Origin of the sequence: Psychrobacter sp. JCM 18902, assembly GCF_904846615.1 — a bacterium.
Lineage (GTDB): Bacteria > Pseudomonadota > Gammaproteobacteria > Pseudomonadales > Moraxellaceae > Psychrobacter.
Genome location: NZ_CAJHBK010000001.1, coordinates 1,524,630 through 1,548,210, shown reverse-complemented (window position 1 = coordinate 1,548,210; position 23,581 = coordinate 1,524,630). Strand labels below are relative to the sequence as shown.

Annotated in this window: 22 protein-coding genes; 9 read left to right on the top strand and 13 right to left on the bottom strand. The window is 43.3% G+C overall.

Features of this window, described 5'->3' with window-relative positions; all coding sequences use genetic code 11:
* Positions 1–172 precede the first annotated feature (172 nt).
* On the top strand, positions 173–1,420 hold the full coding sequence (locus JMY05_RS06315) for an NAD(P)/FAD-dependent oxidoreductase (RefSeq protein ID WP_060490823.1): 1,248 nt from the start codon (positions 173–175) through the stop codon (positions 1,418–1,420).
* Positions 1,421–1,479: 59 nt separating this feature from the next.
* Positions 1,480–1,818, top strand: a complete 339-nt coding sequence (locus JMY05_RS06310) for a RidA family protein (protein WP_045446934.1) — start codon at positions 1,480–1,482, stop codon at positions 1,816–1,818.
* A 622-nt stretch (positions 1,819–2,440) separates the two neighbouring features.
* Here the strand turns inward: JMY05_RS06310 and JMY05_RS06305 are convergent.
* Positions 2,441–3,253, bottom strand: coding sequence for an enoyl-CoA hydratase (locus tag JMY05_RS06305; RefSeq protein WP_045446882.1), 813 nt, complete (start codon positions 3,251–3,253; stop codon positions 2,441–2,443).
* A 202-nt stretch (positions 3,254–3,455) separates the two neighbouring features.
* The gene (locus JMY05_RS06300) at positions 3,456–3,956 is read right to left on the bottom strand and encodes a lactoylglutathione lyase family protein (protein ID WP_045446885.1); all 501 of its coding nucleotides are present in this window, start codon (positions 3,954–3,956) and stop codon (positions 3,456–3,458) included.
* Between the two features lie 107 nt (positions 3,957–4,063).
* On the opposite strand from JMY05_RS06300, the gene JMY05_RS06295 reads away from it, so the two are divergent.
* Positions 4,064–4,933 carry a LysR family transcriptional regulator gene (locus JMY05_RS06295; protein ID WP_201614526.1) on the top strand — a complete coding sequence of 290 codons (870 nt, stop codon included), beginning with the start codon at positions 4,064–4,066 and terminating at the stop codon, positions 4,931–4,933.
* A gap of 151 nt (positions 4,934–5,084) precedes the next feature.
* Here JMY05_RS06295 and JMY05_RS06290 read toward each other — a convergent pair whose 3' ends face one another.
* Both JMY05_RS06290 and JMY05_RS06285 read right to left on the bottom strand, forming a co-directional pair.
* Positions 5,085–6,221 carry a glycerate kinase gene (locus tag JMY05_RS06290; protein ID WP_201614524.1) on the bottom strand — a complete coding sequence of 379 codons (1,137 nt, stop codon included), beginning with the start codon at positions 6,219–6,221 and terminating at the stop codon, positions 5,085–5,087.
* Positions 6,222–6,241: 20 nt separating this feature from the next.
* Positions 6,242–7,600 (bottom strand): GntP family permease, encoded by a 1,359-nt coding sequence (locus tag JMY05_RS06285; RefSeq protein ID WP_045446891.1) that lies wholly within the window; start codon positions 7,598–7,600, stop codon positions 6,242–6,244.
* Positions 7,601–7,826: 226 nt separating this feature from the next.
* Between JMY05_RS06285 and cobT the strand changes: the two genes are divergently transcribed.
* The 3 genes from cobT to JMY05_RS06270 are packed head-to-tail and all read left to right on the top strand — an operon-like array spanning position 7,827 to position 10,322.
* Positions 7,827–8,879, top strand: coding sequence for a nicotinate-nucleotide--dimethylbenzimidazole phosphoribosyltransferase (gene cobT, locus JMY05_RS06280; protein WP_227678121.1), 1,053 nt, complete (start codon positions 7,827–7,829; stop codon positions 8,877–8,879).
* Positions 8,879–9,739 carry an adenosylcobinamide-GDP ribazoletransferase gene (cobS, locus tag JMY05_RS06275; protein ID WP_045446894.1) on the top strand — a complete coding sequence of 287 codons (861 nt, stop codon included), beginning with the start codon at positions 8,879–8,881 and terminating at the stop codon, positions 9,737–9,739. The genes cobT and cobS overlap by 1 nt, the downstream gene beginning before the upstream one ends.
* A 31-nt stretch (positions 9,740–9,770) precedes the next feature.
* Positions 9,771–10,322 (top strand): histidine phosphatase family protein, encoded by a 552-nt coding sequence (locus tag JMY05_RS06270; RefSeq protein WP_045446897.1) that lies wholly within the window; start codon positions 9,771–9,773, stop codon positions 10,320–10,322.
* Between the two features lie 77 nt (positions 10,323–10,399).
* Here the strand turns inward: JMY05_RS06270 and JMY05_RS06265 are convergent, their stop codons facing one another.
* The 6 genes from JMY05_RS06265 to ppsA all read right to left on the bottom strand — a co-directional run bounded on the left by JMY05_RS06265 (position 10,400) and on the right by ppsA (position 15,896).
* Positions 10,400–10,648 carry a hypothetical protein gene (locus JMY05_RS06265; RefSeq protein ID WP_045446900.1) on the bottom strand — a complete coding sequence of 83 codons (249 nt, stop codon included), beginning with the start codon at positions 10,646–10,648 and terminating at the stop codon, positions 10,400–10,402.
* 270 nt (positions 10,649–10,918) lie between these two features.
* The gene (rplI, locus tag JMY05_RS06260; protein ID WP_045446903.1) at positions 10,919–11,428 is read right to left on the bottom strand and encodes a 50S ribosomal protein L9; all 510 of its coding nucleotides are present in this window, start codon (positions 11,426–11,428) and stop codon (positions 10,919–10,921) included.
* 26 nt (positions 11,429–11,454) lie between these two features.
* Positions 11,455–11,685: a 30S ribosomal protein S18 gene (rpsR, locus tag JMY05_RS06255; RefSeq protein WP_010198808.1), complete on the bottom strand. Its 231-nt coding sequence runs from the start codon at positions 11,683–11,685 to the stop codon at positions 11,455–11,457.
* A gap of 16 nt (positions 11,686–11,701) precedes the next feature.
* The gene (gene rpsF, locus JMY05_RS06250; RefSeq protein WP_045446907.1) at positions 11,702–12,106 is read right to left on the bottom strand and encodes a 30S ribosomal protein S6; all 405 of its coding nucleotides are present in this window, start codon (positions 12,104–12,106) and stop codon (positions 11,702–11,704) included.
* A 280-nt stretch (positions 12,107–12,386) separates the two neighbouring features.
* Positions 12,387–13,382, bottom strand: coding sequence for an RDD family protein (locus JMY05_RS06245; protein WP_201614520.1), 996 nt, complete (start codon positions 13,380–13,382; stop codon positions 12,387–12,389).
* Positions 13,383–13,511: 129 nt separating this feature from the next.
* Positions 13,512–15,896, bottom strand: a complete 2,385-nt coding sequence (ppsA, locus tag JMY05_RS06240) for a phosphoenolpyruvate synthase (RefSeq protein ID WP_055124250.1) — start codon at positions 15,894–15,896, stop codon at positions 13,512–13,514.
* 595 nt (positions 15,897–16,491) lie between these two features.
* Here ppsA and JMY05_RS06235 point away from each other — a divergent pair.
* The 3 genes from JMY05_RS06235 (at position 16,492) to sthA (ending at position 19,677) form a co-directional block, all read left to right on the top strand.
* Positions 16,492–17,388, top strand: coding sequence for a pyruvate, water dikinase regulatory protein (locus JMY05_RS06235; RefSeq protein ID WP_045446910.1), 897 nt, complete (start codon positions 16,492–16,494; stop codon positions 17,386–17,388).
* A gap of 153 nt (positions 17,389–17,541) precedes the next feature.
* Complete coding sequence (locus JMY05_RS06230) at positions 17,542–17,946, top strand: DUF4377 domain-containing protein (RefSeq protein WP_045446913.1); 405 nt, start codon at positions 17,542–17,544, stop codon at positions 17,944–17,946.
* Positions 17,947–18,027: 81 nt separating this feature from the next.
* On the top strand, positions 18,028–19,677 hold the full coding sequence (gene sthA, locus JMY05_RS06225; protein WP_045452107.1) for a Si-specific NAD(P)(+) transhydrogenase: 1,650 nt from the start codon (positions 18,028–18,030) through the stop codon (positions 19,675–19,677).
* 128 nt (positions 19,678–19,805) lie between these two features.
* Here the strand turns inward: sthA and JMY05_RS06220 are convergent, their stop codons facing one another.
* The 3 genes from JMY05_RS06220 to JMY05_RS06210 are packed head-to-tail and all read right to left on the bottom strand — an operon-like array spanning position 19,806 to position 23,533.
* Positions 19,806–21,008 (bottom strand): ABC transporter permease, encoded by a 1,203-nt coding sequence (locus JMY05_RS06220; protein WP_201614518.1) that lies wholly within the window; start codon positions 21,006–21,008, stop codon positions 19,806–19,808.
* Complete coding sequence (locus tag JMY05_RS06215; protein WP_201614516.1) at positions 21,008–22,345, bottom strand: ABC transporter permease; 1,338 nt, start codon at positions 22,343–22,345, stop codon at positions 21,008–21,010. The genes JMY05_RS06220 and JMY05_RS06215 overlap by 1 nt, the downstream gene beginning before the upstream one ends.
* A gap of 3 nt (positions 22,346–22,348) precedes the next feature.
* Positions 22,349–23,533, bottom strand: a complete 1,185-nt coding sequence (locus JMY05_RS06210; protein WP_201614514.1) for an HlyD family secretion protein — start codon at positions 23,531–23,533, stop codon at positions 22,349–22,351.
* Positions 23,534–23,581: the final 48 nt, after the last annotated feature.

Sequence of the window (23,581 nt, the reverse complement as noted above, 5' to 3'; positions counted from 1 at the left end):
ATTCCTATCAAAAATACCTTTTCAAAAACCCCATAACCAAAAGTATTTAATAGCAAAAATATTTATGAGATTGGGGTTTAATATTCAGCTCAATGCGTTACTATTACCACCTTATTCCGTTAGACCCTCATATTTGATACTTTGTATTAACACCATAAGAAAAGGATAGGTTATGCGCTATGAAGTGATCGTTATCGGTGCAGGTATGGTTGGCACGTCAGTCGCGTGGCATTTACAAAAAAATAATTCAAAAGTGCTGATGTTAGACAAGAAGTTGCCAGGGTCAGAGACCTCGTATGGCAATGCAGGATTGATTCAGCGCGAAGCCATTCATACCCATCCTTTTCCTCGTCAACTGACTGAGATGATCCGAGTATTGCCGAACCAAGGCACTGATATTCGCTATCGTATCCCAGCAATTTTGCGTTATCACCAAGCGCTGCTACAGTACTGGAAATACTCTACGCCCGCTTCGGTCAAAAAAATAGAATCAGAATGGCAGACGTTGATCGCGCATTGTACCAGTGAACATCAAACGATGATTTCAGCCTCTGGTGCTGACGAGCTAATTACTCGTGATGGCTGGTTGCAATTGCATCGTTCTGAAGACACCTTCAAAGAAGCACAAGCATCAGCCATTGATGCGCGCAATCAAGGCGTGGAGCATAATGTACTAAACCTTGAAGCGCTAAAAGCCATGGAGCCTAGCGCTAATTTTGAAGGTTTCGTTGGTGCGATTCATTGGAAAAACTCTTGGCAAGTGTCAAACCCAAGCTCCCTCGTAAAAGCCTATGCGAAAAATTTCCAAGAGATGGGCGGTACAATTAAAGAGAGCGATGTAAAAGAAATCGTACAAGATGGTGAAGGTTGGAAAATCATCACTGATAATGACACTTATTATAGTGATAAGTTGGTCATTGCAGCGGGTCCATGGTCGAATGACTTGATCAGACCACTGGGTTACAATCTGCCATTGTTCCCAATGCGTGGTTATCATCAGCATTTCAAAGTAACAGAAAAAAATACCATCAATCACAGCATGTTCGATATGGACAAAGGCTTTGTGATGGGTCCAATGCAGCAAGGCATCCGTATCACGACTGGTGCTGAGATGACTACGATGGATGCACCAAAGAACTTTGGTCAATTAAAAACGGTTCTGAAGCTGGCAAGAAAAATCTTACCATTAGAAGATGCGGTTGAGAGTGAAGCATGGGCAGGATCACGTCCTTGTATGCCTGATATGAAGCCAGTTATTGGTCCTGCAGACAAGCATGAAAAACTATGGTTTGCCTTTGGTCACAGTCATCAAGGCTTTACTTTAGGGCCTATGACAGGACGTCTCGTTGAAGAGATGATTCATGACAAGCCATTATTAGTAGATGTTGCGCCATTCAGTGCCCAGCGTTTTTCTAATTAACAGCGCATTTGACAGATTTAGCACAGACTTAAATTAATAAATTGAAGGTATATAACATGATAAAGAAGCTGCATAGCAATCAACGTATGAGCAAAACTGTAATCCATAATCAGACTATTTATTTATGTGGTCAGGTAGGTAATGCAGAAGACGAAATCAAAGCGCAAACATTGACTTGTTTGGAAAAAATCCAAACGTTGTTAGAAGAAGTGGGTAGCGATAAATCAAAACTACTATCAGTAACGGTTTGGATAAAAGACATGGCTGACTTTGCTGCTATGAATGAAGTCTATGACCAGTGGTTTGAAGGTATTCAGCCGCCAGCTCGTGCTTGTGGCGAGTCTGCATTGGCACGTCCTGAGCTGTTGGTTGAGATGATAGCTATCGCCGCTGAGTAAGTAACAGATTGATGGTAGTAGTTGTTTAAAAAAGGCCATGATATCGCTATCATGGCCTTTTTTTGTTTTCCTGTTTTCTCATAGATTGGTTGTGAGTATATTTTTATAAGCTATCAAAGTAGATTAAGCTATATTTATTCAACTTATGTTTATAATATTATGTGTTTCTCACGTTACCTGTTATTATACGCCAGCAACAGTTCTGAGATAATAAACAGCCTCTCAAAACCATCATTTTTTAGCATTGATGGCTAAGCAAACTGCTGGTAGTTATATTTTCAATGTCTTTTTAAATTAATAATAGTTTGTTTCTTATTGAACATTTTGAGGAAATTCACGTGGAATTCATAGGTGTTATTTTACTTGTCATCGCAAGTATCATGTGCATTATTTATAGCATTAAGTTAATTATTATAGCCTTCCAAGAGTCGGTACTCTGTGGGCTGTTATATCTATTTCTTCCATTTGCCAATTTATACTTTATTATCACTCGCTGGGCAGAGTGCAGTTCACCATTTTTGAGATCACTCATAGCCGTTGCATTTATGATTGTGGGCGCTTTGATGGCTTCATAATAATAGCAACGTCATCTTTCTTTAGTCAGAGTATTTTCGTCAAACAGTTAGCATCCTTTCCATACGGCTTGACGCTTTTCAATAAAGGCGTCAATACCTTCACTCACATCGTCTGCCATCATATTACAAGTCATCACTTCACTGGCATAGTCATAAGCATCTTCGACGCTCATATTCAATTGCTTATAAAACATGTCTTTGCCAGTTTTTACTGCTACTGGAGATTTGGTAGTAATCGCCGTTATCAACGATTGCAAGACTTGTTCTAATTGTTCCGCTGGGGCTACTCGATTGATTAAGCCATATTGTAAAGCAGTATGTGCATCGATAAACTCACCAGTAATTAGCATCTCAAACGCTTGCTTACGAGGTAGATTGCGACTGACTGCAACGGCAGGCGTAGAGCAAAAAAGCCCAACGTTTATCCCTGAAGTGGCAAATTTGGCTTCATCAGCGGCAACGGCTAAATCACAGGCGGCAACCAGTTGGCACCCTGCTGCTGTCGCGATGCCTTGCACTTTTGCAATCACGACTTGCGGCATACGATTAATAGTGAGCATCATGTGACTGCATTGTTGGAATAGGGCGCGCTGAAAGGCTTCATCTGAATGTGCGCGCATCTCTTTTAGATTGTGACCGGCACAAAACGCTTTACCATTTGCTGCAATGATGACTACACGGATATTGTCATCTTGAGCGATACTGTCCAGTTCCGCTTGTAGCGCAGAGAGTAGCTCAACGGATAAGGCATTGAATTGCTTTGGTCGGTTTAAGGTGAGAGTGACCACGCCACTTTTTCTATCGTCTTTTCTAATAACGGGAAAGTCATCCATGTCTAAGGCAACGTCAGAGTTTGTCATTTATCATCCTTGATAATGGGTTGTTTCGTTTGGTAGATGCTATGTATAGCTACCTAAATAGTAGCATGGCTTACCTCTTATATAATAGGTTGCTCATGTAGAAAGCAGACAAATAAAAATAGCGATCTCATATTCTGAGGTCGCTATTGGTTTATCAGTTAGATACAAGTCAAGGCTGTATTAAGCTGTATTTATCTTAAGCTTAGTACGCGCCTTCGCTATAGATAAGCTCGTAGCTGTGGCTATAAATCTCGACGATGTTGCCGAACGGGTCTTCCATATAAATCATGCGATATGGCTTTTCACCAGGGTAGTAGTAGCGTGGTTTTGCCATACGTTTTTTACCGCCTGCTGCAACTATGCGCTCAGCCAGCTCTTCAACATTTGGATCTTGAACGCAGAAGTGAAAGATACCTGTTTTCCAATACTCAAAGTTGTTTTCAGGGTTTTCTTGATTTTTAAATTCAAAAATCTCAACACCGATACGGTCACCAGTAGATAGGTGAGCAATACGGAAACTGCCCCAACCTGAACCGAATACTTCAGTACACATCTCACCAATCGGGCTATTATCTTCAACAATCTCAGTAGGCTCCATGATGGTGTACCAACCCATCACTTCAGTATAAAATTTTACGGCGGCTTCTAGGTCGGGAACTGAAAGGCCGATGTGCGAAAAACTCCTTGGATAAACGTTGTTCATAGCTTTTGCTCCTGTTAGTTGTACTCTTATTTAACGTGAGGCCAGTATACAAACATACGATTATTATGTAAAATTATCAAATATTATATAAATAATTATGTATCGTAATGATAAATATCACATGGTTGCGCACTTTTTGTGCGCTTGCCGAGTTCGGGCACTTCACTCGTACGGCTGAACGCTTACACATGACCCAATCTGGCGTGAGTCAGCATATGCGTAAGCTAGAAGATCAGTTGGACACAGACTTACTGATTCGTCAAGGAAAGCAGTTTTCACTGACCAATGCAGGTGAACAGCTCTATAAAGAAGCAGGGGAGATATTGCAGCGCTTATCAAATCTGGAGCAGCGTATCGGTGAAGATCCGCCTTACGAAGGATTGGTGCGTTTGATGTCACCGGGTAGTGTGGGACTCAAGCTATATCCGCAGCTTTTGACCTTACAACAGCAGCATCCAAAGCTAGTGATTGATTATCGCTTTGCCCCAAATTCTGATATAGAGAAGGCGCTTGCCAATCATGAGATTGACATTGGTTTTATGACGGATGTCTCAGATGATGAAACGGTTAGTTGCAAACCTATGGCGCAAGAAGCGCTAATATTAGTGACACCTGCAACTAAGGTAGAGCCTAGCTGGGAGCATCTCACCGAGCTTGGTTTTATTGATCATCCAGATGGTGCACATCATGCAGGTATGCTACTGACTGCCAATTATGAGCAATTCCAGCATATCAATGATTTTGAGAAAAAAGGCTTTTCTAATCAGATTGGTTTAATCTTAGAGCCAGTGAGTAGGGGTATAGGCTTTACCGTGCTACCTGCACATGCAGTGGCTGCTTATCCAAAGCCTGAGCTGATTAAAAGCCATCATCTGCCTGTTGCCGTTAGCGAGACGCTATATCTTGCGGTAAGACGACGGCATGCACTCTCTAATAGACTGCATACTGTCATTGATGAAGTAACGAAATGGCTATAGATATTTTGAAAATGAATGATAAATGCATAGCTATCAAAGCTATCAAAGCTATCAAAGCTATCAAAGCTATCAAAGCTATCAAAGCTATCAAAGCTATCAAAGGTTAAATAGCTGTGCATTTAATAGAAGCCGCTTATTTAATAGACTATCGTTATTTCAAGTTTTGCCCAAGTTTGATACTCGCAGCGATATTGACAGCTGTGGTTTCAATATTGCCATAAGCCTGACTCAGTACGTTTTCGATGGTATCTACTTTTTGAATACTGGGCATGATGACCTCGAACTGGCTGGTTTGCGCAGGTTTGAGTCCGTCAACACTGCCGCAGATAGCGATAACAGGTGTATGGATAGCCTTGGCGACTTGACTGATACCACCTGCCACTTTACCCATGGCTGTTTGCGCATCGAGCTTACCTTCGCCAGTGATAACGAGATCAGCCTCTGCAATATGCTGCGACAAATGAGCCACCTCAGCAACTGTGTCAAAACCTGATTTTAGCTTAGCTTGAAAGAATGTCATCATCGCGTAGCCAAGACCACCAGCTGCTCCAGCGCCTTCGACATGTTGGTAGTCCTCATAACCGTGATGACCGCACATGGTGGCAAAGTGACTGAGTGCTTTATCTAAAGCTTTTACTTGCTCTGGACAAGCGCCTTTTTGTGGACCAAATACTGCGCTCGCACCCAAAAGACCACATAATGGATTGGTCACATCACAAGCGACTTCAAATACTGTGTCTAATACCTTTGCATGAAGATTTATATTATCAAGCCTATGTAGGCTGGCAAGTGCGCCACCACCATGAGTGAGTAGAGTGTCATTGATATCGTGAAATGTGATGCCTAATGCCATTAGCATGCCAAGACCTGCATCATTGGTTGCGCTACCACCTAGACCAATCACGATACGTTTAGCCCCTTCTTCTAACGCATCAGCAATCAGCTCGCCGACACCGTAACTGCTAGCAATCACAGGATTGCGTTCATCGCTTGTCAGTAGATGTAATCCGCACGCTTGAGCAACTTCGATGACAGCCGTAGCGTCGGGCAATAACAAATACTTTGCCGTTATCGGTCTCATCAGTGGATCATTGACCACTACTTCTTTCCAGCGCCCACCCAATACATAAGACAGTACCGCAGATGTGCCTTCGCCGCCATCAGCCATCGGCAGTAGCTTATAATCAGCCTCTGGAAACACTTGGCTGAAGCCAGATTGAATGGCGCGGCAAACATCCAGTGCGTCTAAGCTTTCTTTAAATGAGTCGGGAGCAATTAAAATTTTCATGAATGTCTCTTTGAATCTCTTTAAATAAATACCAAGGTTAATAGCCAGATAAAGACGATGCTGGTCACGCCTTGAATACCCGTTGCCATAGAATGGGCTTTGTAAGCCTGCGCCACACTCATACGACTAAACTGACTGACAATCCAAAAAAAGCTGTCATTGGCGTGCGAGATAGTCATGGCACCTGCACCAATGGCCATCACACAAAATACGCGACCAAGCTCACTGTCGAGACCAATTTGATCCAATAACGGCGCGATCATCGCAGAGGTGGTGACCAAGGCGACTGTGGTTGAGCCTTGTGCCGTTTTTAGAGCAGCAGAGACAATGAATGGCATAAAAATACCAAGCCCTAACGCAGACAATGTCGTGCCTAAATAGTCACCGATTGGTGTCACTTTTAGCATGGCACCAAATGCACCACCAGCGCCAGTGATTAAGAGAATAGGCGCTGCCACAACCAAACCTTGTGAGATGCTGTCGCTAATTTGCTGCGTTTTTTGTTCAGTATTAATCAATAAGAAAGACAAGAATAAACCAATCAGTAATGCCGTGAGTGGATTGCCGATAAACACTAAAATATCTGTCAACGTGCCACTGCCAAATGGTGCACTTGGGAAGTTAGCAACAGACGATAAGCAAATCAATACGATAGGGACAATAATAGGCAAAAACGCCATTGTTGCGGATGGCATGTTGCTATAGTCGTCGCGTGTCTTCATGTTTTCAGGCAAAGTCGCTGCTGGCGCATCCAGTGCATCGATATTGTCGGGAGCGACATTCAAGAAGCGATTAGACCACCACCAGCCAGCCAGTACAGCAACCGCTGTCACCACCACACCGAACATGATGACCAAACCTAAATTGGACTCTAGTCCTAAGTTACCTGCTGCGGCAATTGGACCTGGGGTTGGCGGTACAAAGGTATGAGTTGCGTATAAGCCTGTCGCTAAGGCAATGCTCATCGCCACACTGGATACGTGTAAACGCTCGGCCAATGTTTCTTTCAATGAGTTTAAAATAATATAACCAGAGTCACAGAATACTGGCACTGAAACCACAGCACCAACGATAGACATGGTCAAAGTAGGGAAGCGTGGTCCCAAAACTTTGATGACCGTTTCTGCCATTACAATGGCGGCACCTGTTTTTTCAAGGATTAGCCCGATGATAGTACCAAAGACAATAACCAGACCGATGTAACCTAAAATACCGCCAAAGCCATCAGAGATGGTTTTAGCAACGGTATTAAGCGGTACTTGGTAAAATAGCGCTACTAAAAAGGCTGATAATATCAATACTAAAAAAGGATGCCACTTTAACTTTGCTGTGGCAAAAATAATAAAAAGAATGGTCAGCACAAGCCAAAATACGATCATTACTGTCTCTACATGTAGGGTTGATAGCGATAATTGTGGATGCTGCTACTGAGCTATTATTTCATTAATAGCAGCATCAATAGGTATATGGATTTTTAAAGGGGCATATTCTATAGTAAATCCAAGCTGCTAGGGAATCTATTCGGCTCATATTTGATTTTATTCATGGTAAAGCTTAGATACTCTGCTAGTATGTGCTTTTTGCTTCACACGTACTATTATCAGGATGCCTACCTTGACCATATTTACCGCGCCTACTATAGCCAATATAGAAAATGATGAATTACGTCTGCAGCTACAGCAGATTATAGACCTAAAAACCAAGCCGCTGGGCGCGCTTGGGCGAATAGAGGCACTCGCTGTGCAGTTGGGCATGATTCAAGGAACGATCACACCGCATATTGAGCAAGCGCAAATACGAGTGTTTGCGGCAGACCATGGTTTGACTAAGCATGGTACTTCAGCGTTTCCTAGTGCTGTCACTGCGCAAATGGTTCATAACTTTTTGCAAGGCGGCGCTGCCATCAACGTACTGGCACGCCAGCATAATATTGAGTTAAAGGTTGTTGACGCTGGGGTGGATGCCGACTTTGCTCTTCATCCGAAATTGCTAGATTATAAAGTTCGCCATGGTAGCCGAGACGCGCTAACAGAGCCTGCAATGACAGCAGCAGAGTGTTTAGCAGCGCTAGAAAACGGCATGAAAGTCGTTAAGAATCTAGTGGGTAATCTGTTGATTGTTGGTGAAATGGGCATAGGCAATACTTCAGCAGCGAGTCTTTTGCTCGCAAGACTGGGCGACTTATCTATTGCTGATTGTATCGGTCGCGGTACCGGTCTTGATGATGCAGGATTAGAGCATAAGACGGATATTTTGACGCAAGTATTAGAGCGTCATCAACAGGCACAAGCACCGTTTGATGTACTCGCTGCATTGGGCGGGCTTGAAATTGCCATGATGGCGGGTGCGCTGATTCAGGCTGCTAGTGAACGGCGTATTCTCCTGATTGACGGTTTTATTGCCAGTAGCGCATTATTGGTGGCTGAACGCCTAGCGCCCGGTGTTGCTCAATACGCGGTCTTTGCTCATCATTCTGTTGAGCCGGGGCACGCGCATTTATTGAAATCACTAAATGCTGAGCCTTTACTTAATATGGGCATGCGCTTAGGCGAGGGTAGCGGGGCTGCGCTCGCGTATCCATTGTTGCAATCCGCTTGCGCCATTATCAATGAGATGGCAAGCTTTAGTGACGCCGGTATCAGTGAGCAAAACAACTGATGTCACAATCATTAAACAAACCATCAAATCAGCCATCCTCGCCTAGACGAACCCTTGCTCAATTGATAAAGCATGAATGGATATTGTTACTGGTTGCTGTTCAATTTTTAACCCGAATACCTGTACCGTCATTTAAGCATTATGATCCGCAATGGTTGCATCAAAGCAGTCGCCATTTTCCCGCAGTCGGTTTACTGGTGGGCTTACTCTGTGCTGGCTTGTTTTGGCTGGGCAGTCTCTTATTTACGCCCCTAGTTGCTGCAGCGCTGAGCACAGCTTTTGGAATTAAACTGACGGGCGCTTTTCATGAAGATGGTCTGGCGGATAGCTGTGACGGTCTCGGCGGTGGTCTGACTCGCGAGCGCACACTGACTATTATGAAAGACTCACGTCTAGGTACTTATGGTGTATTAGGTTTGGTGTCGGCGCTATTACTCAAAATCAGCTTACTTGCCTCGATGCCCATACCGATAGCTGTCATCGCGCTTATCATAGGACATACCGCGTCGCGTTTACTTTGCATTAGCCTGCTGTCTTTACTGCCTTATGGCGGCGAGATTGAACACGCAAAAGCCAAGCCGATGGCGCAGCAGTTGACGCCAATACAAGGGCTATATAGCAGTGGCTGGCTAATATTGGCTATTATTTTAGTCGCCCTTATATTCCCCAATACGCTGCAGCAGATTGGGCTTGCTCGATGGTTGTTAGCCATGATACTGGCGCTGATAGCCACTGACTACATGCGACGTTTATTGCGCAGGCGCTTGGATGGTTACACGGGCGATGGGCTCGGCGCGACGCAGCAGCTTAGTGAAATTGCTATTTATATCGGACTGGCTGCTTCTATACCCTTTATTTAAATCAAATCGTCAACAAGGACAATACTCATTCATGATTCTCTATATTTGGCGTCATCCCAAACCGATGAATACTGAAGGAATTTGTATTGGACAAACGGATATCGGCGTCGATAAACGTAAGTTGAAACGTCTTGCCAATAAAATCGAGCGCTTTGTGCGTTTGCATCAATTACCAAAAACAATTTGGGTTAGCCCCTTACAACGTTCACTAAAGGTCGGGCAAATATTAGCGCAATGTGGTTTTGAGTGTCGAGTCGCGCCTGAATTGGCTGAGATTCATTTTGGCGAATGGGATGGATGTCGGTGGGCGCAAATCACCAAGCAAGAGATTGATGAGTGGTGTAACAATTTTACCCATTTTGCGCCCAGTCATGGAGAGAGCTTGCAGCAGCTATTTGAGCGTGTTGAAGGTTGGTTGGTTAAGGTTTCAGCTGAACAAGAAGATAGCCCAGTATTAGTCATCGGTCATGCAGGCTGGATAAATGCCGCCAAGATAATGGCTGCTGACCAAGAAGTGCCGAAAACAGCCGCTGAGTGGCCGCGCTCTGTCGCATATCTGTCCTGTAATCGTATTGATATTTAATTAAAAAAACGGCCCTTATGTTGACCGTTCTCAAATTTTGAATGCTTTTGAGTGCTTTTGAATAATTTAGGAGGCTGCTAGCTTTCAGCTTGTAGCTCATCGATTTTTTCAAAGTAGGCTCTCTCGTTTTCTGCTAATCCTAGGTTCGAATCAAAGCTCACATAAATGCCTCTAACATCCAGTGTTGCGTACCAATGGTCTGCATCGTTATCGGTTAGGATTTGAAAGTATTTATTATTAACGATTCTACCCACCTTATAAATTTCACCTTCGCTATAAAAGTGATTGCCTTGGGTACAGCGTAATTTGTCGTCAGTATTTATCATGTCATTGCAGCCTATCGTTATCTAAATAAAATCTATCAATCAAATACAACGAGCATATCAACTCAGGTGACAATAATAAAGATGACTTTATAGGTAGTATCTTATTGTTAAGTATAGGCTTTCCAAGCTATTTATTACAAATAGTTGCTAGAATATATCACTGCACAAGATACCTGATAAAATCATCAATTAAGCGCAATAGCAAAACGCAAAAAAGCCAGCAACATGACGTTACTGGCTTTTTTAGACTAGATCTAGATATTCAAAAAATTACTCTTCTGAATAATCTTCGTTCTCGTCTTCTACTTCTGTTGCTGACTCTTCGTTGTCGCCATCTTCAGAAAGAATGGTAACTAGAATAGTAGCGGTGACGTCATGATGTAGCTGAATATCAACATTGTATTCGCCAACTTGACGTAAAGTGCCTTCAGGAAGCTTGATTTCAGCACGGTCTACTTCTAGACCTGAGTTAGTCAATGCTTCAGCGATATCGCGTGTACCGATAGAGCCGAATAGCTTGCCTTCGTCGCCTGATTTAGCACGCATGATGACATTAACGTCAGTTAGCGCATCAGCACGTTCTTGAGCAACAGCTACTTCTTTGGCTTCTTCAGCTTCAAGCTCAGCACGACGTGCTTCGAACTTTTCAATGTTAGCTGCAGTAGCAGGTAGTGCTTTACCCAAAGGGATAAGAAAGTTACGTCCGTAACCTGGTTTCACATCGACAGTTTCACCGAGTTTACCAAGGTTGACGATACGCTGTAACAAAATAATTTGCATGAGTCATTCCTAGTTAAAATTAACGGTTAACCCTGATGGTTATCAGTGTATGGAAGTAGCGATAAATAACGAGCTTGCTTGATAGCAGTAGCTAGTTGACGCTGATATTTAGTAGATGTACCGGTAATGCGGCTTGGTACGATTTTACCATTATCACTGATGTACTGTTTTAGCAATTCAACATCTTTATAATCGATGTGAGTGATGCCTTCAGCAGTGAAACGGCAGAATTTGCGACGGCGATAGAAACGTGCCATGAGTATTCTCCTTTAATTAGTCTTCACTGTTGTCGTTGTCGTCATTATCGTTTTCACGACTGTCTGGACGACGAGTAGTTGCTTTGCGTGCGCGTTTTTCATCGGCATTCTTGGCTAACTGCGACTCTTCAGTGACAGCGTCGTCACGGCGCATAACTAGACTACGAATGATCGCGTCGTTATAACGGAATAATTCTTCAAGTTCAGCTAAAGTTTCACCGTCAGTTTCAATGTTGAAAAGAACGTAGTGAGCTTTGTGAATCTTGTTGATTGGATATGCCAATTGACGGCGGCCCCAATCTTCTAAACGATGGATAACACCGTTGTTGTCTTGAACTAACTTGATGTAGCGCTCAACCATGCCGACCACTTGGTCGCTTTGGTCTGGGTGTACAAGTAACACCAGTTCGTAATGTCGCATTATGACTCCTTACGGATTAGTAGCTATTAACCCTATGTTAATAGCAAGGAGATTTATAAGGTAAGCCCGATTTCTAGCTATTATTATAAAAAATAATAAGAAATAAGCTTAGTTTATAAAGCGCCGTATTATAACAGTACTTAGCAACTAACACAAAGGTTAATCACTGAGCCACCGTTAATAAATTATAACAATAATTAGAAATGCTCGGTCCATAAAAAAGCAGCGATATCACGCTGCTTTTTTATCAAAACAATAAGATGGATTGTTAATAAACAAGCTATTTTATTTTTGGTTCTTTCACTAGCTGACTGCTATCTGCTTTTACCACCAAAGTTTTGGCCAATTTGTCATGCCAGCCGATATTTTCAGGGCTTTTCGATGCCATGTAATAGTGAATAGCAATAATCACGAACCCTAAGAAGCTAGTAAACGAAAACAATAAGTTATAAATAATAAACAATAACAAAGTACGCACACCAATAAGCTTGGTAAAAGAGGGCAACCGATGAGTGGTTTGATCCACCACGCGAATACCCGTAATCAGCTTACCGAGTGACTGACCACGCAGTGTGATAAATACCAATTGCAGCGCAAATAAGCCAAATACCATCACTTGCGACATCATCAATGTGCTACTAGGAAGACTCTCCATCAGTGTCATTGAATACTGATAAGCCGCATCCATGTCTTGGATATTTTGGAATTTGGTATAATCCACATCCATTTTTGTCAATGCCATCACTAGCGGAAAGATAGCGAGTAGATAGAGTAGTCCATTGATGGCCGTTGCTAATACTCGCGACATAATCGGTGCAAGTACCACATTGCCGACGACTTTGTCTTTGCTAGACGCAGCCTTATTGCTATTAGACTTGTTTAGTGACACATTATTGTGCGGTGTGTGCTGACGATTGGTTGTCATGTCAGCTTTCACATTTTTATCCGTGTCTTTCGGACGTTCAGGCTTGCCATACAATCTATCTAATGAAACTGATTTGCTATCCGAGCTATTGCTAGCATTGTCTTCAGAAAAAACAGTTACATTATTGATAATAGAGTCATTAACTTGAGGCTTGACAAGGTTGGTAGGTCTATAAACCGTTTGATTGTTGGTCAAGTTACCGACACGCTGCCATTGGTCTAAGCCTTCATGCCACATCAAATCATCCAGCAGTACTTCACCAGATGCCAACATGATATTTAGCTGCTCCAAATTGTAGGGACCAGCTTGTACGTTATTTCGAGCAAGGAAAATCTGCATAATTGCCTGCATAGTTAGTCATATCTTAAGTCACTATATATGATACATAATATTAGGGTCTATTTAACATTTTTCAAATAGACCCTGATCATTGTTTCTTTAATGACTGTGTGAATTACTGCTGTGACTGAACGTTAGGGCTTACTTCGCTTCTTCACCAGCTAAGAAGAACCAAGTATCTAGTACAGAATCAGGGTTCAACGACACTGAGCTGATACCTTGCTCCATGAGCCAGAACGCGAGATCTGGATGGTCTGATGGACCCTGACCACAGATGCCGACATATTTGTTTGCTTTACGGCACGCATCAATCGCCATGGTCAATAGTTTCTTAACCGCAGGATCACGCTCATCAAATAGATGTGAGACGATACCTGAGTCACGGTCAAGACCAAGTGTCAACTGAGTCAAGTCGTTAGAGCCGATTGAGAAACCATCGAAGTGTTCTAGAAATTCATCTGCCAATAGGGCGTTGGTTGGTAGCTCACACATCATGATAACGCGTAAACCGTTTTCGCCACGTTTTAGACCGTTTTTCTCAAGTAATTCGATGACTTCTTTGGCTTCACCAACGGTACGAACGAATGGAATCATAATCTCGACATTGGTCAAGCCCATCTCATCACGTACGCGTTTTAGTGCTTTACACTCAAGCTCAAAGCAGTCACGGAAGTTGTCAGACACATAACGACTGGCACCGCGGAAACCAAGCATTGGGTTTTCTTCTGATGGCTCGTATAATTTACCACCAAGCAAGTTAGCATATTCGTTTGATTTAAAATCTGACATACGAACGATAACTGGCTGATCCATAAAGGCAACGGCTAGGGTTGAGATACCTTCGACCAACTTATCCACGTAGAAATCTACCGGTGAGGCATAACCAGCGATACGCTCTTGGATGGCTTGGGCAATTTCGCGTGGCAAGCTGTTCATGTTCAGTAGTGCTTTTGGATGCACACCAATCATACGGTTGATGATGAATTCTAAACGCGCAAGACCAATCCCTTCGTTTGGCATTTGCGTGAATGAGAAGGCACGATCTGGATTACCAACGTTCATCATTACTTTGAATGCAAGCTCTGGCATAGACTCAACAGAGTTAGTCTGTACTTCAAAGTCGATTTGGCTTTCATAAATGAAGCCAGTATCACCTTCGGCACAAGAAGCAGTTACGTCTTGACCATCAACCAATAGCTCAGTCGCATTACCACAACCAACGATGGCTGGAACACCTAGCTCACGAGCGATAATCGCTGCGTGACACGTACGACCACCACGGTTAGTGATGATAGCAGAAGCACGCTTCATGACTGGTTCCCAATCCGGATCCGTCATGTCTGATACCAGTACATCACCTTCTTGTACTTTATCCATCTCATTTAAGTTGCTAACGATACGGACTTTACCTGAACCGATACGTTGACCGATTGAACGACCTTCACACAATACTTTAGCGTTAGTGGTGTCGATGATATAACGTTCCATGACATTGCTGTCTTGGCGGCTCTTAACCGTTTCAGGACGTGCCTGAACGATAAAGATTTCGTTAGTGTCGCCGTCTTTTGCCCATTCGATATCCATCGCTTGGCCATAATGCTTTTCGATTGTTACGGCTTGTTTAGCAAGAGAGGTTAGCTCTTCAGTTGATAATGAGAACTGCATACGATCTTGTTTCTCAACATCAACAGTTTTTACTGATTTAGTAGTGCTACCTTCATCACCATAAACCATTTTCTTATGCTTGCTGCCTAGGTTACGGCGAATCACCGATGGTTTGCCATTGGCTAGCAATTGCTTAGAAATATAGAATTCGTCTGGGTTAACCGCGCCCTGTACAACCATTTCACCTAGACCATAGCTTGAGGTGATGAATACCACTTGATCAAAACCGCTTTCGGTATCTAGCGTGAACATCACACCCGCCGCGCCAGTTTCTGAGCGAACCATACGCTGTACAGCAGCAGATAAGGCAACGCCTTCATGCTCAAAACCTTTATGGACACGATAAGAGATGGCACGGTCATTATATAGTGATGCAAATACTTCTTTAATTGCAATTAGGACGTTATCAATGCCGCGAATGTTCAAGAAAGTCTCTTGCTGACCCGCAAATGACGCATCTGGCAAATCTTCGGCAGTCGCAGAAGAACGGACAGCAACCGCGATGTCTTCGCCGCCGCTCATCGTTTCAAACGATTGACGCACTTCTTGCTCAAGATCACTTGGCAGCTCTTGCTCAATAATCCAAGTACGAATCTTTTTACCCGTTTCTGCAAGTTTTTTGACATCATCAACATCTAGCGTTTTTAGTTCGCTGTTGATTTTGTCAAGCAGGCCAGTTTCATTCAAAAAGCGGTTGAATGCATTTGATGTGGTGGCAAAGCCGCCTGGAACACTAACACCCAAATCAGACAAATGGCTGATCATTTCACCTAATGATGCGTTCTTGCCGCCGACCATTTCAATGTCGTCTTTTCCTAGCTGATCAAGATTGATTACAAGTGCTGTAGATTGCGCTGCCATGATAACTCCAGAAAATAAGGTTATTTAGTAAAGATTATAACGGTGAATTATACCGCTATATTTGGAGAATTTCGAGGGGTTGAACCAATATTTTTGTCAAAAAGATACAAATTGTGGGGTTTGCTACATAATTAATAGAAGGTTATTCATTTTTCTATTTTTGAGATGACGTAAAAATGCGAGTAAAGATAACTATAATTATCAAAATATACCTATAAGTCGGCTGATAAATAGAGGATTTAAAATAAATAGCAGAAGAACTTTAGGGTATTCTTATAATATTTGCCTTTTATATATAGCAGGTAATGCTGCGCTAGTATGAGTAACCAGTCAGCACAATAATGGTTATTAATCGGCATGATAAGATTAAGGGCACTGTGGCTTTCTAAGTGTACGCCTGTAACATTGATTTCTATTAGGCCGCTATTATGCGTATAATGTAGAGCATAAATAGTAGCGGTTTATCCTGATATAAATGTGCAATATTAGCGCTTATACAAAACGAAAATTACGTCTGAAAATCAAGTCTAAAGCCGATCAAAAATAAAAGCCAAATGAAGATTACCATTGTGTTTTCAATCGAGGTGCCAACGTTATGTACTCAAGTAATCCAGCTGAACAACTGAATCCCACTATTCAAAATCGCAACGCGTTAAACTTAGACAGCTCTCAAGCCGTTCGAACCGCGTTTTTTATCTCAGATGGCACAGCGATTACGGCGGAGACGCTTGGCCGCGCTATCTTGAGTCAGTTTGCTTCAGTACCTTTTGAAACACGAGTGTTGCCATATGTCGATAGCTTAGAGCGTGCAGAAGACGCCGTTGAGCAAATCAACATGGCGTATCAGCGAGATGGCTTGTTGCCATTAGTCTTTGATACGATTGTTAACCCTGATATTCGTGAAAAGATCAATTCTGCCCAAAGCTGTAACTTGGATATGTATGAGGGTTTGATAGGTCGCGTCGCTGAAGAAACGGGTGTGGAGCCTGACGGACATTCGGGTCATGCACACGACGATGTGGATTCTGAGACTTATAAAGAACGTATCGACGCGGTGCATTTCGCTTTAGACAATGATGATGGTGCGCGTACGCGTCATTATGATGCGGCCGATATTATTTTGGTGGGCGTATCACGTTCAGGCAAAACACCGACTTCTTTATACTTAGCCTTACAGTTCGGTATTCGAGCAGCAAATTATCCTTTGACCGAAGATGACTTGTACGATAATCAATTACCAAAAGCATTGCGCGAGCACAAAGACAAGCTGTTCGGTCTATTGATTGATACTGATCGCTTGGTGAAAATCCGTCAAGAGCGCCGTGCGGGCAGTCGTTATTCGAGCTATCAGCAATGTCAGCAAGAGCAGCGGGCAATACAAGGGATTTATATCACGCATGGTATTCCAAGCCTTGATGTCTCTGAGATGTCCGTTGAAGAAATCGCTACGCGCATCTTGCAGATGACGGGTCTCAAACGCCGTATCGGCTAATAAAATATGAGCTATCAATGAATTGCTTGAATCAATTAATTATTTAGCAATAACGATTTAGCAATAACGATTGCTCAAAAAAGAACCATTATTTAAAGCATCACTATTAATAATCATCATTTAATACCATCTCATTATCACATAGAGAATATTATGAGTTCATCTTATAAGTCTAGCAAGACCCCTTTATTATTGGCCAGCTTGCTGAGTGCGGTCAGTTTACTGAGTGCTTGCCAAACGTCACCTTTTTCACGTGAGCCAGTGCCTGAGCCACGTTATATCCCAACCATTGTATTGGGTGAAGCGCAAACGCTAACAATCATGCCCAATCGTGTGGCCTGCGCCTCGGCATTACCGATGCAGTGTTTACTGGCCAAATCAAGTAAAGATGGCAGCGTGTTTCAGGTACCTTATGATTGGATTGATGACTTTAAACCAAGCCTTGGCACAGAATATGTGATTAGCGCGCGTCCGCAGATTGACGAGGGACAGAAAAGCGCGACTGGGCATTGGACACTACAAAATATTGTGTCACAACGTATGGTGGGCACGCCTTAGTCGTGTGATTTTGACTCAAGCAATTATTGATTCATACACAGTCTAAAAATCAAATAAATAAGTAAATGTAAAGAGGACACGATGGGAACTAAAAAACCAAGCGACGCGACCAATGATATTGGTAAAGACATTCATACCGAAGTATCGAATAAAGAAAGCGGTCGCGTGCCGAATCCTGAACATACTGAAGGCAAAAATAAAAAACAAAATATTGAACAAACCCATGAGCAGGTCACTGATGATGTCATGCACCATCCTGATCTTATTAATCCGCTCGATGATACGCGAATCGATATCAAGTCTGGTTATACGAAAGATTCACGTCGCTTAAAAGGCGATAATCACGAGTATGAGTATGATGCGGTCGTTTTAGGAGCAGGTCCTGCTGGCGAAGCGGCAGCTATGAAACTGACTAAATCTGGCAAAAAAGTGGTGGTCATTGATCCACGTGATCAGGTAGGTGGTAACTCTACCCATGTGGGTACGATTCCAAGTAAAGCACTGCGCCAATCGGTATTTAACCTCATTAACTTTCGCCGTGATCCTATGTTTACCAAGGCGATGGAGTACAAGCAAGTTCCTCTAAATAGAGTGCTTGCCAATGCCCGAAAAGTCATTCGCAATCAGGTTAGTACGCACACCCGATTCTATGAACGCAATCGCATTGAAGTGATTCAAGGTTGGGCAAGTTTCATTGATGCTCATACTTTGCGTGTTGAAACCGATGACAATGTCTTTGAAACCATTACCTTTAATAAAGCCATCGTAACGGTTGGTAGTCGTCCTTATCGCCCTGAAATTTTAGACTTTAACCATCCGCGCGTTTTTGATTCTGATAAAATTTTGCAAATGGATTATGTGGTCAAAAAAATTATCATCTATGGTGCGGGCGTGATTGGTTGTGAATATGCCTCTATCTTTACGGGTCTTGGTTATAAGGTTGATTTGATTAATAACCAAAATCAATTGCTCAGTTATCTCGATAGCGAGATTAGCGATGCTATCGCGCATGACTTTAGACAATTTGGCGTATTGATTCGTAGTAATGAAGAGATTGATCATCTTGAAACGCATGACGATTATGTCGTCTTGCATCTAAAGAGTGGTAAGCGCATCAAATCTGATGCCATTCTTTGGTCAAATGGTCGCTCAGGTAATACGGAAGGTTTAAACTTAGAAGCGATTGGTCTAAAAGCAAACAGCCGTGGTCAATTAAAAGTTGATGATACCTATTGTACTGAAATCGAAAATATCTATGCCGCAGGCGATGTGATTGGTTGGCCATCTTTGGCTTCTGCCGCTTATGACCAAGGACGCTGTGCGGCGGCCTTTATGGTTGGTGATAGCGATGCGGAACCAGTGTCAAGCGTGCCAACTGGTATCTATACGATTCCTGAAATTTCTTGTATCGGTAAAACTGAGCAAGAGCTAACCGACGAAAAAGTCCCATACGAAGTGGGTCAAGCATTCTTCAAGCATTTGGCACGAGCACAAATCATTGGTGAACGCTCAGGCGTACTCAAGATTTTGTTCCATCGTGATACGTTGGAGATTTTAGGGATCCATTGTTACGGTAACCATGCTTCAGAGATTATTCATATTGGTCAAGCCGTGATGAAGTGTAAGAGTAATAATACACTTGAGTACTTTGTGAATACTACTTTTAACTATCCAACGATGGCAGAAGCGTATCGCGTGGCGGCACTAAATGGTCTTAATCGTGTTTTTTAAGTGATAGAATCTTAAAACGTTATAAATAAAAAAGCGCCTACTATTTAGCAGGCGCTTTTTTTGATTCAGGTTTATTGATTTGGCTTTTATTGATGGCAGTCGCTAATGACATGCAATCGTCTTTTGCTTTAGGACACTGTTTTAAGTGCTTTATTCGCGTCATGCCAGCGCACCCACATAAGTAGCGCAAAGTAAAACACCCATAAGGCGGCTAGTGCATAAAATCCAGTAGAAACTTGGGAGATACTAGCTCCCATTTGATTAAGCTGGACGGAGGTATTGATACCCGGTGTCGTGGGTACGAACCAACGTATGATTTGTAAAAATGTGGGCAGCTGATCTGCTGGCCACGGATAACCACTGACAAAAAACATCGGTAGTGAGCTAAAAATCAGGATTTGCATACTACGTTCGCGCTGGCGAAACCAGAGTCCAAGCACGCAACCAAGTGTCGCTACGGTTGGACAAAATAACAGAAGGAACAGTAAACTGCCAAGCATGTTTTGCCCGCGCGGATAGTGGTGGAGCTCAAATGTCCAGCCATAATAAAAGCAGCCAATAATGAAGCTGAACATACTGAGCGCAGCAATTCGCCCAAGCCAACCACGGATACTCGTCGCATGTCGCCGCTGCTCATACCACGTACCAATCAGCATCGCTGTGGCGATTAATAAGGTTTGTTGCAAAATTAGAATAGAGACCGCTGGCACCACGTAAGCGCCATAACCTTCTGTTTGATTGTATAGAGGGACAATCACTAATGGTACTGCTTGAGTATTAGCAGCCGCTGTTGCTGAATAAGCACCTTGTGCCACATTTTTTTTGACTTCAATCCCTGCTGATACCGTACTGACTGCTTTTAAAAACCCCATCTGCACGTTTTTATTTAATAGAAAGTAGCCGCCATTACCCAATACGCTGACGCTCGCCGCTTTTCCTGATAGTACTTGCTGCTCAAGCCCACTTGGAATGACCATGTATCCAGCGATTTCATCTGACCACATGGCCTCTTTAGCCTGCTGCTCGTTGAGAAAAAGCTGTGTGTCTAACTGCGGACTGGCACTCGCATAGCGAACGATGGTTCGTGATAGATTACTATTGTCGTTATCAATGATACCAACAGGTACATGGTTGACCACTTCTGTCGAATAAGGCCAAGGATAAAAGAAGCCATAAATAATGGGGGCAATCAGTAAGAGTAATAGCACACCTTTATCAGAAAAGATGTCCTTAATAGTTTGTAAAAAACTAGCTAAGAAACTTGGTGTTGAAGACTGCTTGGTTGAATCTGACGTTGTCGAAGATAAATGGTCTTTTGGTGGTAATGACATTAGCGCGCCCCCCAACGTTCAGGATGCGCCAGCGCGCGTTTGGTTAATAAAGTAGTCAGGGTCATCGCAATCGTCGTGGCAATAGCCAGACCATAAACGATCGGTAATGACACAGCAACAGGCGCTTGCATCTGTAATTGTGCAATGTGTAGTTTTAGATAGTGAGTGAGTGGCAGTGCATCTGACCAATGCCGAGCACTGTCACTGATAGCAATATAAGGAAAGGTCACACCAGCAAAGGCATAAGAAGGTGCTGAAATAAAACCAGTAGCAGACAAGCCCATGCGTAATGAAAATGAGCCTAAGGTAAAGATAGCACCCAGCCAAAACGATAGCATTATTAATAATATCAAACCAGCATAAGTTGCAAGCACTGAGCTCATGGCAATGGATTCTTGCGGCGTGGCAAGCCATAGAGCCAACATCGCCCACATGCTAAAGGCCAATGTCGGCCAAAAGTATTTGCCTAACAGACCAAACAATAATACTAAAACGTTTGCACTTTCCGTCATATCTTCATTCGCATGGCTAGAGACTGAGATTTGATCGTTTTTGCTCAAGTCTTGGTTGTTTTCTACGGCATTTAATATTTTCCCTGATGTTGACTCGTTTTGCGTGGTTCGCGTCAAATCAGGATGACCTGTACTGATAAAGCGATACCAGTGGCCGAGTCGTTTATCCCGCAGCTCACGACCAATCGTCGTTGCACCGATCACCATCGCTAAAATATGCAGCAGCGCGGGTATGACGGTTGAAGCCAAAAACTGCTGATAATCGGTGGCCGCGTTAAACAGGCTGATACGCTGTATGCCAATCGGTGAGTAAGCAATCGCAGCTTGCGACGGTGCCATGCCTTGTTTGACTAAACGCTGTATCTCAACGCCTGCCGATAACGTCCCAGCGACCGCTTGAACGCTGGTTTGGATAATGCCCGAATGTGTGCCGTACTGAGCATTTACTTGTAAAATTAATGGAGCAGGCTTACCAGATAAAATATGCCGAGAAAAATCTTCAGGGATAATGACAATAGCGTAAATATCACGCTGCAAAATAGCCGCTTTTGCCTCAGCCTCTGAGTAATAAAGCTGTCTAACCGTTAGAGTAGGGCTGGCTTCCAAATAGCGTACCGCGGTATTGGCAATCGGGCTATTGTCTTGGTCTATCACCCCAATGGGCAAATCCGTAATCTGTGTTTGTGAAAATATCCACCAAATCAGTAAAACCGTTGCCAGTGGTATCCAGACCACCATACTGAAGTCCCACGGATTTTTGGTCAAAAACCGTCGCTCATAGGCAGCACTACGCAAAAAAGCCTTACTTAACTTCATCGGGTGCATGGCTTACTCTTGGCTTGCATTAGTAAGTGCTGGATTGACGCGTACAATAACGCTCATACCTGAGCGAATACGTGCATCGGGAGTCGTCGGACGTGCCTTTACTTCAAAGGTACGTACATCGAATCCATCATCATTATTGGTCGGCCGCCAAGTGGCAAAGTCAGACAATGTTGACGTAGCATAAACGGTAAACTGTTTGGTATAAGGCTTATTTGCTGATGACAGCGCAGGAATCGTACCAGTAAATTGCTGACCAATCGCAAACTGGTTTAAGTAGGATTCGGTGACATTAAGTACGACCCACTGCTCATCGGTATTGACCAACGTCAAGATAGGCACGCCTTGTCCAATGACTTCACCCGCGCTGACAATGACATTGTCCACAATGCCTGCAATAGGGCTTTTTAAATTGGCTTCTTCTTTTGCCACCAGTGCTTCTTCTAGTTGGGCATCGACTTGTGCTACTTGCGCTGTCGCCGCTGATTTATCTTCGCTGCGTGCGCCTTCTTTTGCCAAATCGTATTGCAAGCGCGCCGCTTCAGTTTGATCCTGAGTGGCTAGATATTGCGCATATGCCTCATCGCGTTTTTGCCGTGCCATAAGGCCTTCTTCATAAAGGCGGTTGACACGCTGGTAAGTGTTCTCTGCCAAATCAGAAGCAGCTTTGTTGGCTTGCCACGCCGCTTTTGCTTGAGCGATCTCTTGTGGACGGGCGCCATTTTCGGCTTTATCTAACTGACTTTGTGCCATTTGCTTGCCAGCCAGCGCTTGATTAATCTTTGCGTTAATCTCAGGCGAGTCCATTTCAATCAGCTGTTGCCCGACCGTCACCGCATCACCTTCTGTGACCAGAATTTTGGCAATACGTCCCGGCACTTTTGCCGCGATGGAGGTTTGCTGCATCTGCATCTGCCCTTGCAAAGTCACGACTTCAGGCTCGCTATGCTGATTGCTTTTATATAGACCATAGGCAATAACACCTAATACAATCAGAACCAATAGCGCCAGAAGTGCCTTTTTTATCATGGCAGATTCATCCGCTTTTTCTGCATGGCGCTTATAAGTAGGCACTGCTTGCTCATTTTCAGCATCAGTTTCTTGATCGTTATGGTTATTGACTGAGTCGGTAGATTGCTCTGAGTCGTTTAACTTGCGCGAGTCGTCTGATTCGTTGGTAGATTCAGTCATGACAGTGAGATTCCTAAAGCAGCAAAATTGAGGATAAAGGGTATGTTA